This is a genomic window from Bacillus sp. lyk4-R2A-2 (assembly GCF_030209735.1).
Taxonomy (GTDB): Bacteria; Bacillota; Bacilli; order Bacillales; family Bacillaceae; genus Bacillus; species Bacillus pumilus.
This window is the reverse complement of sequence record NZ_JARVRK010000006.1, coordinates 776,313-789,065: the sequence shown is the minus strand read 5'-3', so window position 1 is coordinate 789,065 and position 12,753 is coordinate 776,313. Positions and strand designations below refer to the sequence as shown.

General features: G+C 42.9%; 13 protein-coding genes. 11 read left to right on the top strand and 2 right to left on the bottom strand.

Going from position 1 to position 12,753, the window contains the following annotated elements; all coding sequences use genetic code 11:
- Positions 1–32: 32 nt before the first annotated feature.
- A complete protein-coding gene (locus QRN39_RS14910) occupies positions 33–1,040 on the bottom strand; it encodes a helix-turn-helix transcriptional regulator (protein WP_284907527.1) in 1,008 nt (335 codons plus the stop codon).
- Positions 1,041–1,169: 129 nt separating this feature from the next.
- Here QRN39_RS14910 and QRN39_RS14905 point away from each other — a divergent pair, with 129 nt between their 5' ends.
- The gene (locus tag QRN39_RS14905; RefSeq protein WP_284907526.1) at positions 1,170–1,877 is read left to right on the top strand and encodes a class I SAM-dependent methyltransferase; all 708 of its coding nucleotides are present in this window, start codon (positions 1,170–1,172) and stop codon (positions 1,875–1,877) included.
- Positions 1,874–2,971 carry a saccharopine dehydrogenase family protein gene (locus tag QRN39_RS14900; RefSeq protein WP_284907525.1) on the top strand — a complete coding sequence of 366 codons (1,098 nt, stop codon included), beginning with the start codon at positions 1,874–1,876 and terminating at the stop codon, positions 2,969–2,971. Before QRN39_RS14905 ends, QRN39_RS14900 begins: the two co-directional genes overlap by 4 nt.
- A 28-nt stretch (positions 2,972–2,999) precedes the next feature.
- Here the strand turns inward: QRN39_RS14900 and QRN39_RS14895 are convergent, their stop codons facing one another.
- On the bottom strand, positions 3,000–4,820 hold the full coding sequence (locus QRN39_RS14895) for an acyltransferase family protein (protein WP_284907524.1): 1,821 nt from the start codon (positions 4,818–4,820) through the stop codon (positions 3,000–3,002).
- A 260-nt stretch (positions 4,821–5,080) separates the two neighbouring features.
- On the opposite strand from QRN39_RS14895, the gene QRN39_RS14890 reads away from it, so the two are divergent.
- The 9 genes from QRN39_RS14890 to QRN39_RS14850 all read left to right on the top strand — a co-directional run bounded on the left by QRN39_RS14890 (position 5,081) and on the right by QRN39_RS14850 (position 12,567).
- Complete coding sequence (locus QRN39_RS14890; RefSeq protein WP_137054165.1) at positions 5,081–5,542, top strand: stage III sporulation protein AH; 462 nt, start codon at positions 5,081–5,083, stop codon at positions 5,540–5,542.
- Positions 5,543–5,659: 117 nt separating this feature from the next.
- Complete coding sequence (locus tag QRN39_RS14885; RefSeq protein ID WP_284907523.1) at positions 5,660–6,535, top strand: aldose 1-epimerase family protein; 876 nt, start codon at positions 5,660–5,662, stop codon at positions 6,533–6,535.
- Between the two features lie 60 nt (positions 6,536–6,595).
- Positions 6,596–7,540 carry a sugar-binding transcriptional regulator gene (locus tag QRN39_RS14880; protein ID WP_003214694.1) on the top strand — a complete coding sequence of 315 codons (945 nt, stop codon included), beginning with the start codon at positions 6,596–6,598 and terminating at the stop codon, positions 7,538–7,540.
- Between the two features lie 83 nt (positions 7,541–7,623).
- Positions 7,624–8,295, top strand: coding sequence for a deoxyribose-phosphate aldolase (gene deoC, locus QRN39_RS14875; RefSeq protein WP_003215179.1), 672 nt, complete (start codon positions 7,624–7,626; stop codon positions 8,293–8,295).
- Positions 8,296–8,461: 166 nt separating this feature from the next.
- Positions 8,462–9,643 carry a NupC/NupG family nucleoside CNT transporter gene (locus tag QRN39_RS14870; RefSeq protein ID WP_251190613.1) on the top strand — a complete coding sequence of 394 codons (1,182 nt, stop codon included), beginning with the start codon at positions 8,462–8,464 and terminating at the stop codon, positions 9,641–9,643.
- Positions 9,644–9,668: 25 nt separating this feature from the next.
- Positions 9,669–10,970 carry a pyrimidine-nucleoside phosphorylase gene (locus tag QRN39_RS14865; RefSeq protein WP_106035751.1) on the top strand — a complete coding sequence of 434 codons (1,302 nt, stop codon included), beginning with the start codon at positions 9,669–9,671 and terminating at the stop codon, positions 10,968–10,970.
- Between the two features lie 181 nt (positions 10,971–11,151).
- Positions 11,152–11,595 carry a MarR family winged helix-turn-helix transcriptional regulator gene (locus QRN39_RS14860; protein WP_003215380.1) on the top strand — a complete coding sequence of 148 codons (444 nt, stop codon included), beginning with the start codon at positions 11,152–11,154 and terminating at the stop codon, positions 11,593–11,595.
- 14 nt (positions 11,596–11,609) lie between these two features.
- Complete coding sequence (locus QRN39_RS14855) at positions 11,610–12,248, top strand: nitroreductase family protein (RefSeq protein WP_003214802.1); 639 nt, start codon at positions 11,610–11,612, stop codon at positions 12,246–12,248.
- A gap of 25 nt (positions 12,249–12,273) precedes the next feature.
- A complete protein-coding gene (locus QRN39_RS14850; RefSeq protein WP_050944578.1) occupies positions 12,274–12,567 on the top strand; it encodes a putative quinol monooxygenase in 294 nt (97 codons plus the stop codon).
- Positions 12,568–12,753 lie beyond the last annotated feature (186 nt).

Genomic DNA, 12,753 nt, shown 5'->3' with positions numbered 1-12,753 from the left:
AAAAGCGGTCTACCAGTGAGGTAGCCGCTTTTTTATATGTGAGAGAAAAAGTAAACAAGCATCCGTCTGCTGCTCAAATTTGTCTTTTGTAGCATCGCCTTCACATGATCATGGACGGTATGGGTTGAAATAAATAAAGTGCTGGCAATTTCCTTTGTAGACTGTCCTTTTAATAAGCAGTCGAGGACGTTCATCTCTCTTTCTGTCAGCTTGTACGTTTTTGCCGCATAAGGAAGAATATCATTGGTTTGGGCTCTCTTGATGTGAATCATGACAGCCTCTTCCTGACCGGCTGCCTGCGCTAATCGAAATGCTTGAAGCGAGAGGAACAGCCCCGTAGGCAATCTCGTCATGCTTGCCGCTGTTTGGTCGATGCCGCCGTATAAAAGTTTTGCCCCTAATGCTCTAAACGGGCGCGGCATAACCGCCCTGTCATGGATTTGTTCAAAGGCTTGAAACGTCTGAAGCCAATGAAGACCCGTCTCATTTCCATAAAGAAGGTTGTAATCGTGCGAGAGAATGAGGAAGCCTTGCTGCTCCGCCGCCGCGTCCTCTTCGGTATCTCTTTTCCTGAAAAGTTCATCTCTCAGCTTGGCTGCGAGTCTAGGCGTTTGTTCGATGACCGCTCGAATATCTTGTTCTTGAAAAGGTTCCTTGTTCTTTAGACGATAGAGGCTGGCAATGCCCCAGCATTCTCCTTGAATCACAAGAGCTGCCCGCAATTCATCAGACCATCCTTTAGGTAACAAAATGTCTTGGTAGCGCTCACTGCTAAGGTATTCTCCGCTTTGGATTAGGCTCGCAGCATGAACGGGGCCTTTGGCTAGAGACTCATGCTGATGTACGTCCTTTTTTAAGAACTCATTTTGAAACAGTTGGTCATGAATGTCTTCAATCGGTTCATCTGTGAAGGACCCTGTCGAGAGGAGAGTGGCTGGATCAATGGTCGTGATACAGGCGGCATCAAAATCAAGGACGGCAGCAAGCTCGTCCCGAATGTGTTGTCTCAGCTGCTGAAAATGAGTGGCTGGATTGGTCACATGATCTCCTCCTCAAAAATCCCCACTTTTAGGGATCGTGTTTTCTGGTGTCTCTTTTTACAATAAAGAGGTCATACCGTTAGTGTACAGGAAACGATGTAAAGCGGAAAGGAACTGGAGGAGAAGGACATGAAAGGAAACCAGCATTGGCACGATCCCGTTGCTGAGTCATATGCAGCGACGATTGCTCATAAAGTACCCGGCTATCAGCTATTGCATGAGTTGACAATAGACGTATTAGAAACTGAATTAAAGGGAGCGGCTCCCCGCATCCTGACTGTTGGAGCGGGCGGGGGCGAAGAGATCATCAATATGCTTCAAAGAAAAGAAGGCTGGCTCATCACAGGGATCGATCCGTCACCTTCTATGCTGGACATGGCGAAACGGCGAGTTGCACAGCTTGAGATGGAGTCGCGTGTCACATGGCATGAGACCTCATTAGATAAGGTTTCTGCTGAACCTGTTTACGATGCAGCGGTGAGCTTGCTTGTGATTCATTTTATAGAAAAGCGCCAGCTCTTTTTAGAAGAGATTGCCCGCAGGCTTCAACCAGATGCGCCGTTTATGTTGGCATTTATACAGGGAGAGATGAAGTCCCAAGCATTTCAACAGGAGCTTCACATGCTTTCTCTTTTCATGCACCGGCAAGGTCTAGAAAAAGAAGTGTTTACGTCCTTTAAAAATAGGCTGGGAAGCGCGACACACCCTGTTCCCGAGGAAGAGATAAAAGAGCATTTAATCAAAGCAGGATTTGAAGACATCAGACCTTATTTTCAGGCAGGAATGATTAAGGGGCTTGTTTGCAAGCGAGGTCGTAGAGAGGCGGATGAGAAATGAGATCACAGGTGATGGTGATAGGCGGTTATGGACATGTTGGACAGCAAATATGTCTTCAGCTAAGCGAAGTGTATCCCGGACAAATTGTAGCGGCAGGCAGAAGCTATGAGAAGGCAGAGATATTTTCACGCCAGACAAAAGGGAAAGTTCTTCCCTATCAATTAGATGTCAGTGAGCCGTTATTTTCGGACTGGGTGGATCAAACAAAACTGGTGATCATGTGCCTTGATCAAGAAGACCCGTCATTTGCTGAAACAGTTCTGCGGTCAGGCATTGATTATATAGATATTTCTGCGAAAGGGGCGTACATGGAACAGATGGCAAAACTGGATCACCAGCACACCAGTGCAACGGCTTTACTCAGCGTCGGGCTTGCGCCTGGCCTTACGAATTTATTGGCAGCGAAAGCAGCATCTATGCTCTCATCAGTGAATCAAATAGATATAGGGATTATGCTTGGATTGGGTGATCAGCATGGAAAAGCCGCCATTGAATGGACGCTTGACAATGTCCATACTGACTATGTGGTTACTGAGCATCATCAGCGTAAAAGAGTCAAAAGCTTTACTGGAGGCAAGCGTATAGATTTTGGTGTGAAACTTGGAAAGCGGCAAGCCTATCAGTTCCCCTTCTCTGATCAGCAGACATTGCCTTTGACGCTCAGCGTGCCTTCTGTGACAACAAGGCTTTGTTTTGATTCTCGCGCGGCAACGCGGGCATTTGCTGTCACAAGGAGCCTTGGAATGACGTCCCTTCTCACTGTGCCGAAAATCAAGGAACGAGCCATTTCTATGATTCAATCTGCTCAAATGGGAACAGATCAATATGCAGTGAAAGTGGAGGCGACAGGAATGGAGAGGAACAAGATTCATCACGTAGCACTTGGAATCAAAGGGCATGATGAGTCTCAAGCAACAGCTCAAGTCGCCTCTGCTGCGGCACTGCATTTATTGGGCAGGCGGTTTCAGACAGGTGTGTTTCATATCGAACAATTATTTTCATTAGCGTATGAGAATGGTGATTTTGCGTTGGTGGATCAAAAAACGAAGGAAAAGCGTGTGTTAGCGCTGAAAGCCAGCCTTTTAACGTCATAAAAGAAGACTAGCAGGATGCTAGTCTTTTTTATGACGATGACACATCTCCTTTTTTCTTGATGCTAGCTGTAATGAGCTGTGTCAATGTATCAGAGCCTTTTGTTGAAAGGTGAACACCATCAGGCTGAAAATAAGAAGGCTGTCCGGTAGCGGCTGAATGCCAATCGACCAGGGTCACATTGGAATGTTGATCGGCCACTCGCTGAATGACTGCATTCACATCGCTTTCCCAAGACCTTGGGACTCTCGTGTTCACAAGGAAAATGTGCGCCTTTGAAAATTGCTGAATGAATGCTGTCAATGTGCCCTCAGTAAAATAGCCATTCGTGCCAAGCTCAATGATAACAGCGGCATCAGATTGATTAAATGAAGCATACTGAGGAGCGATGCTGACGGCTTCGTTCATTTGTCTGCCAACCTTTGCATCGATGGTGATTTGTGCATATGTCTTTTCAAGATTCGGCGCTATGTCCAGCATGACGGAATCACCAATAGCAAGAATTTGGTGAAACTGCTTCTGATCTGCTGCTTTCTTCTCATGTTTTTCCTTCTTTTTTTTCGTTTTCGATTCCGTAGAGTCTCCTGCTTTTTTCGGAGCCGTCTTAATTTGTGTCACTTCCTTGGCATGTGGAGACGTATGGGACGAACTGGACATGCCAATGGTAAATAAGATTAAAAGAGCTGCAGTGATTCCAAGGAACACTTTATGAGACGTAGACCATTGTTTGAATCCCTTTTTCCAAATAGACCAAGAGGCAAAATATTGTGTGAAGCCAAGCCGGCGAATCGGCTGTTCGATGAAGCGGTAAGAGGCCTCTGCGATAAGTAAAATGGCAATGATCTGCAATGCGACACGCCCCATAGAAGGCTGTCCAATTTCAATGACAGGGGTGGTCAGCACGATGATGGGATAATGCCACAGGTAAATACCATAAGAACGCTTTCCAATCCAGACGAGCGGCTGATAGGAGAGCCATTTTCCCAATAGGCTTGCAGGGTGGCAGATGCACGCAATTAAAATCGCTGCATTAAGACAGAATAAAAGCATGCCGCCTTGATAGAGAAAACCGTCAAATTCGTCCACTGCATAAACACATAGAAGAAAAACCGCAAACGAACCAAAACCAGTGATATGTAAAATACGTCTGCCAACAGGAAGGAGCTTTTTGCTGGACAGTCTTTGCATGGGCCATACAAATGCTAGGCTGCACCCAATCAGAAGCGCAAATGCACGAGTATCTGTTCCATAATAAACCCTGCTTGGGTCCGTATCGGGTGAATAAAGGATTGCCATCCATAAGGCGGAGACAAGTGCAAGGCCAAAGGTGATCATTGGCAGATGGGATCTATTTTTCACCCATTTTAGCCCAGCAATCAATAGTACCGGCCAAATGATATAAAATTGCTCTTCTATCGCCAAAGACCACAAATTTTTCAGTGGAGATACAGCGTTGAAGCTATCAAAATAAGACAGCTGATGGAAAATGTACCACCAGTTACTGACATAAAAAAAGGACGATAAGGCATCGCCACGAATGGACAATAGTGCATTCGAACCCGCAATTGCACACCAGCTGACGGTTAAGAAAATCATCACGTAAGCAGCTGGAAGGAGCCTTCTGATTCGGCCCATCCAAAATGGTAAAAGCTCTTGATAACCCAAATCCTGCTTATGTAACAAGATCGTTGTAATCAAGTAACCAGAAATCACAAAAAACAAATCAACGCCAAGAAACCCGCCGCTTGCAGGTCCAATATGTAAGTGATAAGCAATGACCGCCAATACAGCAACGGCTCTTAGCCCATCTAGTCCTAATATATAACGTAAACGATTCTCCTTGCTGCTCATGAAAATGAATCCCCCATTAATGACAAGCATCTGTATTTAAATTAAGGAAACTAATAGATAGTATATATAATAGACGTGTATCCATATCATTTAGTTTGAGTTTTTTAATAAAATTTTAAGATGAACGGATAACATATATCACTTTATTATATTGTTACATCAATATAAAATGGAAGTGCTATCGAATTAATCAATTGAGAGATACTGGGGCACATATGTTACGTAAACCTTATTAGACGCTCAGATATAGGAGGGTTTTGATGATTTTTTTAAATCGTCAACCAAAAAAGAAGGAATATAATGAGCTCATCGATTTATGTTGTAAAGTATGTGATGAGTTCCAATTAGTTTTTAGAAAAGATTTTGCTGATTTTGATGATTATCGTGAAATTCTAGATAAACTTTCACCATCTCTTAAAGAAATGAAGGAAGAGTCTGAATGGGCTACCACGATTCTAGGAGATGGTCAAACAGCATATGTTTATTATTATTATGCCAATGAACACACAAAAAATTTGTTAAAAGAACTTTCGAACTCTCTATACGGGTGGGTTCACCCTAATTTACTGGAGGATTTATCATTCTTCAAAAATGGGAAAGAGTGGATGGTTTCAAGCTCACATGAAGAGGAGAGCTATATTTTCCCTGAAAACGAAGAAGAAATTGAGAGTTTAAAACAAATCAAAGGTCTTAAATGGACTATACAAGAAGATGATGAATAAGTAATTTTAACGGCTTTTCCCTAGAAGGGAGAAGTCTTTTTTATTCTAAATAACTCTTTTATACTCAAAACCAAAATCCCTGTCATAATAAAAGAAGATGGAAAGGGGATGTGTGAAATGAGAACAATTGAAAATGATCAGTTATTGATTCAGATCAATGAGAGGGGTGCCGAGGTCAGAGAGGTGCTTCATAAGGAAAGTGGACGTCAATATATGTGGTCTGGCGATCCTGCATACTGGGGCAGGGTGTCGCCTGTCTTATTCCCGATTGTTGGACGATTAAAGAATGACCAATACAAGATAGATGATCAAACCTATGAGCTCACGCAGCATGGATTCTTGCGTGATGTTGATTTTGATTTACATGAAGAAACGAAACATACAGTGACCTTTCAATATGAATCAAAAGGCCGCCACATCGAGCAGTATCCCTATGAATTTACCGCCCGTATTCGATACGAGCTGTCGGAAAATGGTCTGATGATTTCCTGGGAAATTGATAATGTCGGAGATGACACGATGTATTTCTCCATCGGAGGTCACCCCGCATTTCAAGTTCCGCTAATTGAAGGAGAGCGCACAGCAGATTATTCCCTGACATTGACGCCTTCTACTGAGCATCTTCCTGTCCAATATGAACTAAAAAATTCACTTGTCAGGGAGAAAGAAAAAAGCATTCAGCTTAAACCAATTCAGCTTCGACCAGAGCTTTTTCAGCATGATGCGATGATCTTTAGTCATATCAATCGAGTGTCATTGGTGTCTCAGGCAGGTCACGGGGTTGAGGTTGATCTCACTGGTTTTCTGTTCGTTGGTATTTGGTCACCTTATCATCAAGAAACGAGCACAATGGCTCCTTTTGTTTGTATTGAGCCTTGGTACGGTATTGCCGATGTTGAAGGGACGAATGGGCAGTACAAGGAAAAGTTCGGTATTCAAACTTTAGAGAAGAATGAGACCTTCCAAGCCGCCTATACGATTTTTTTCAAATGAACATTTGTGCATGATAAGTTGAACAATTTGTTATGATAGAAGAAAAAAGGAGGCGTACGAATGGATCGGGAGAAACAACAACTGAGTATTGAAGCGGCAAGGCTGTATTATTTATCGGATTACAGCCAGCAGGAAATTGCCAAACAGCTCGACCTGTCGAGACCAACTGTATCTCGGCTGCTTCAATATGCGAAGGAGAAGGGGTACGTCCAGATAACGGTAATGGACCCGTTTGAAGACTTGAATGAGCTGTCTTCATTGCTCAAGGAAAAATATGACCTGCTCGAAGCTCATGTGGTGTTTTCGCCCAAAGATGATTATCCAACGATCACCGAATACTTGAGCCAATTTGGTGCTGAGTACTTGCAAAACACAGTAAAAGACGGTGATATCGTTGGTGTGAGCTGGGGAACCACCATGTATCAAATTGCTCAAAAGATGCAACCTAAACAGGTCAAAGGTGTAGAGGTTGTCCAGCTGAAGGGTGGGATTAGCCACTCCCATGTGAATACATATTCTGCGGAAACCATCCAACTGTTTGCCGAGGCCTTTCAAACAGCACCGCGCTATTTACCGCTTCCTGTTGTATTTGATAGTGCTGCCGTCAAGGAGATGGTTGAACAGGACAGACATATTCAGCGTATCATTGAAATGGGCAAACAGGCGAATATTGCTGTGTTCACTGTTGGAACGGTAAGAGATGAAGCCCTTTTGTTTAGACTTGGTTACTTCCGCGAAGAAGAAAAAGCACTGCTCAAAGCATCCAGCGTTGGGGACATCTGTTCGCGCTTTTATGATCAAGAAGGACGCATTTGCAGTGAAGCGATTAACAACCGTACGATTGGCGTGGAGCTTGATGATTTAAGAACAAAAGAACGCTCTATTCTTGTTGCTGGTGGACATCGCAAGGTTGCTTCTATCCACGGTGCACTAAGAGGAAAATATGCGAACGTATTGATGATTGATCAGCATACAGCAAAGGCTCTTTTAAATGTCACAAAATAGATGAACAAAATTTCATAACTATGTTTACAAATGTTCATCGGTCATATATGATGAAAGTATCATAATTAAAAGGAAGTGTAAGCATGACGATAGCAAATCTTATTGATCATACAGCACTAAAACCAGATACATCGAAAGCTGCAATCATGCAGTTACTTGAAGAAGCAAAGACTCATCAGTTCGCATCTGTTTGTGTGAATCCAACATGGGTGTCTCTTGCGGCGAAAGAACTAGCAGGAACAGGCGTTGATATTTGTACAGTCATCGGTTTCCCGCTAGGTGCAAACACAACAGCAGTAAAAGCATTCGAAACAAAGGATGCAATTGAGAACGGTGCAACCGAAGTGGACATGGTCATCAATATCGCGGCATTGAAAGACGGCGAATATGATGCAGTTGAGCAAGATATTCGTGCAGTTGTAGACGCAGCAAAAGGGAAGGCACTTGTGAAAGTCATTATTGAAGCGTGCTTACTCACAGATGAAGAGAAAGTCAAAGCTTGTGAGCTTTCAGTGAAAGCTGGCGCTGATTTTGTGAAAACATCGACTGGATTTAGTACAGGCGGTGCAACTGCTGAGGACATCGCATTAATGCGTAAAACAGTAGGACCTGACATCGGTGTGAAAGCATCAGGCGGCGTGAGAACAAAAGAAGATGTTGAGGCAATGCTAGCTGCAGGCGCTACCCGAATTGGTGCGAGTGCAGGCGTTTCTATTATCAAAGGGGATCAATCAGCTCCTTCGAAAGACTATTAATTCATACGATCCTATGGTAGGATAACATTCGTGACTCATAAATGATGAAAAAGTCATATGCGGAAGGATCTCACTTCTGGGAATTTCTTCCGCACTTTGTTTGCGAAATAGGGTTTGTTCCATACAAGCGCATTAATGTAAACGAATTCATTCGAGGAGGAAAAACATGAAATACGTGATTGGTATCATCGGTTTGCTGGTGATTCTCGCCATTGCATGGCTGGCTAGTAACGGCAAAAAACGAGTAAAATTCCGTCCAGTAATTGTCATGATTGTACTGCAATTTATTTTAGGTTATATTCTGCTCAATACAGGTGTTGGAAATTTCCTAGTCGGGGGCTTTGCAAGGGGATTCCAAATGCTTCTAGGCTATGCCGGTGAAGGAATCAACTTCGTATTTGGCGGATTAATGAATGATAAGGCGTCAACTTTCTTCATCAATGTCTTACTGCCGATCGTCTTTATTTCGGCATTGATCGGTATCCTGCAGCATTGGCGTATCCTCCCGCTTATCGTACGCGGAATCGGGTATTTGCTTAGTAAAGTAAATGGAATGGGGAAACTAGAATCCTACAACGCAGTAGCGTCTGCGATTTTAGGTCAATCAGAAGTCTTTATTTCCATTAAGAAACAGCTCGGATTATTACCTCAACAACGTCTTTATACATTGTGTGCATCTGCGATGTCAACTGTATCGATGTCCATTGTCGGTGCATACATGCAAATGATTAAACCAGAGTATGTTGTAACAGCACTCGTGCTGAACCTATTTGGTGGGTTTATTATTGCGTCTATCATCAATCCTTATGAAGTGGCTAAGGACGAAGACATGATTGAAATTGTAGAAGAAGAAAAGCAATCCTTCTTTGAAATGCTTGGCGAATATATTATGGATGGTTTCAAAGTAGCGATTGTTGTCGCTGCGATGTTGATTGGATTCGTTGCATTAATTGCGATGATTAATGGAATCTTTACAGCTGTCATCGGTGTTTCTTTCCAAGATGTACTTGGATATGTGTTTGCCCCATTTGCTTTCCTTGTCGGTGTACCTTGGAGCGAAGCTGTACAAGCAGGAAGCATTATGGCAACCAAAATGGTATCTAACGAATTTGTGGCAATGCTTGCTCTAACTGGAGAAGGTTTGCATTTCACTGCTCGTACAGAAGCGATCATTTCTGTATTCCTTGTATCATTTGCGAACTTCTCTTCTATCGGTATCATTGCTGGAGCAGTCAAAGGCTTAAACGAAAAACAAGGGAACGTTGTCGCACGCTTTGGATTAAAGCTTCTATTTGGTGCAACACTTGTCAGCTTCTTAACAGCAGGCGTTGTCGGTTTGATTTACTAATTTAAGAAAAGGAATGGTGAAAACAATGAGAATGGTAGATATCATTGCGAAAAAACGTGACGGAAAAGAATTATCTTCAGAGGAAATTTCTTTCTTTGTCAAAGAATATACGGACGGAACAATTCCTGACTACCAAGCAAGTGCCTTGGCTATGGCGATTTTCTTCCAAGATATGACGGATCAAGAACGTGCTGACTTAACGCTCGCTATGGCGAACTCGGGAGACACGATTGACCTCTCTGCCATTGAGGGTATTAAAGTAGACAAGCACTCAACAGGCGGTGTAGGCGATACAACAACGCTTGTACTCGCTCCTCTTGTGGCTGCACTTGATGTACCTGTTGCGAAAATGTCTGGCCGCGGCCTTGGACATACAGGCGGTACAGTGGACAAGCTTGAAGCGGTAAAAGGCTTCCACGTAGAAATTACAAAAGACGAATTCATCGAGCTTGTGAACCGTCATAAAGTAGCGGTCATTGGTCAATCAGGCAACCTGACACCAGCGGATAAAAAGCTTTATGCCCTTCGTGATGTGACAGGAACCGTTAACTCCATCCCGCTCATTGCAAGCTCTATTATGAGTAAGAAAATTGCTGCTGGCGCAGATGCGATCGTACTAGATGTGAAAACAGGTGCAGGTGCTTTCATGAAAACACCTGAAGACTCTGAGAAGCTTGCAAAAGCCATGGTCCGCATCGGAAACAACGTTGGCAGACAAACGATGGCTGTCATCTCTGATATGTCTCAGCCGCTAGGATTAGCGATTGGAAATTCCCTTGAAGTGAAAGAAGCGATTGATACGCTTAAAGGCGAAGGCCCTGAAGACTTAAACGAGCTTGTGCTCACTTTAGGAAGTCAAATGGTCGTTCTTGCGAAAAAAGCAGAAACGCTTGATGAAGCAAGAGAAAAGCTAATTGAAGTCATGAAAAACGGCAAAGCACTTGAGAAATTCAAGGAATTCTTAGAAAATCAAGGTGGGGACGGCTCGATTGTAGATCAGCCGGAAAAACTGCCGCAAGCCCCTTACCAAATCGACGTTCCTGCAAAGGAATCAGGTGTGGTTGCTGAAATCGTCGCAGACGAGATCGGTGTTGCAGCGATGATTCTTGGAGCAGGACGTGCGACAAAAGAGGACGAGATCGACCTATCTGTCGGCATCATGCTGAACAAAAAAGTCGGCGATCGTGTTGAAAAAGGAGATTCACTCGTGACACTTCATGCAAATCGTGAAGATGTTGCGAATGTCGTGGAGAAAATTTATGACAACATCCGCATCGCAGATCATGCTGATGCACCAACTCTCATTCACACTGTGATCACAGAATAAAGAAAAAAGGACAAAAGTGCTTCGCCGCTTTTGTCCTTTTTTTGTTCATTTCTTTTTCTATTGAGATAAAAAATTTCACTTTATGAAACAAACCTCTTGCATTCATTAAATAATGGGTGTATATTAATTGACGAGTCAATGATTGATATATCAACTAATTGATCTGAATAGAAAAGAGGGGATGGCATTGACTGCATTTTGCTCTGAAGAAGCAGAGGTATTATACCGTTTGCAGTGTGTGAACCGTATGATGGGCGTGAAGTTCGAAGCATGCACGGGCATCAGCCAATCAAGACTAGAGTTGCTATCACTGTTATTCCAAGCAGACGAAATCAGCCAGTCAGATTTGCAGAAAAAAGTAAATATTGATAGTGCGGCTGTGACGCGTCACTTAAAACAGTTAGAAGCAAAAGGAATGGTCACGCGCAGAAGAAAGCCAGAAGATAATCGAGTCACACTTGTTCGTCTGACAGAAGAAGGCAGAACAAGAATCGAAGCTTCTAAAAAAGAAAAAGAACGATTTATCTCAGAAATGCTTGAAAACGTAAGTGACGAAGAACGAAAGCTTCTCACTGATGTGCTCAGCCGAATACAACAAAACATCGAAAAGATTCAAACAACCTAAAGGAGTGTTTCAACATGGCTACAACATTAAAAACTAACGATTTTATGGAAATTTTGAAAGGACGCCGTTCTATTCGTAACTATGACCCAGCTGTGAAAATCAGCAAAGAAGAAATGGCAGAGATTCTAGAAGAAGCAACAACTGCACCATCATCAGTGAATGCACAGCCTTGGCGCTTCATGGTCATTGACAGCCCAGAAGGAAAAGAAAAGCTTGCACCACTTGCAAAATTCAACCAAACTCAAGTGTCAACATCAGCAGCTGTCATTGCAGTATTTGCAGATATGAAAAGCAATGAATACTTAGATGAAATTTATTCAAAAGCAGTAGAGCATGGCTACATGCCGCAAGAAGTGAAAGAAAGACAAATTGCTGCACTAACTGCACACTTTGAGGTACTTCCAGAGCAAGTCAACCGCGAAACAATCTTAATTGACGGTGGAATTGTGTCTATGCAGCTTATGCTTGCAGCACGTGCACACGGCTATGATACAAATCCAATTGGCGGTTTTGATAAAGAAGTCATCGCTGAAACATTTGGCTGGGATAAAGAACGTTATGTACCAGTGATGCTGTTATCAATTGGGAAAGCTGCTGACGAAGGTTATGCTTCTTACCGCTTACCGATTGAACGCATTACAGAGTGGAAATAATATCTTTTAAAAAGGAGACGATTAGATGATTATTATTCATGCAGGGATGACCATTCATCCAGAAAAAGAAAACGTATTTCTAGAAGAAATCAATGCATTAATGAAAGCTTCACAAGCCGAAGAAGGCAATGTATCCTACAAGCTGTTCAAGGATACAGGTAAGGAACATACCTTCTTAATGGTAGAAGTGTGGAAAGATGACGCTGCGGTTCAGAGCCATAATGCGAGTGCACATTTCCAAGCTTTCGTAGCGAAGGCAAAAGAATTCTTAGCCGCTCCACTTGACGTTGTTGCCTTTCAAGGCCAGCAACTTTCATAGTAAAACAACAAACACCCTAGGCGTTTATCGTCTAGGGTTCTTTTATTTTCGACACCTTGTTCCACCCATTTCATTCCCGTATTGTGCATTTTCCACAAAGTTTCTGAAAATAAAATGTTTTTCGACTTAAGTATATTGGAATATGCTAGAATGAGATATTATTTATTACCAAATTAGGGAGGAACC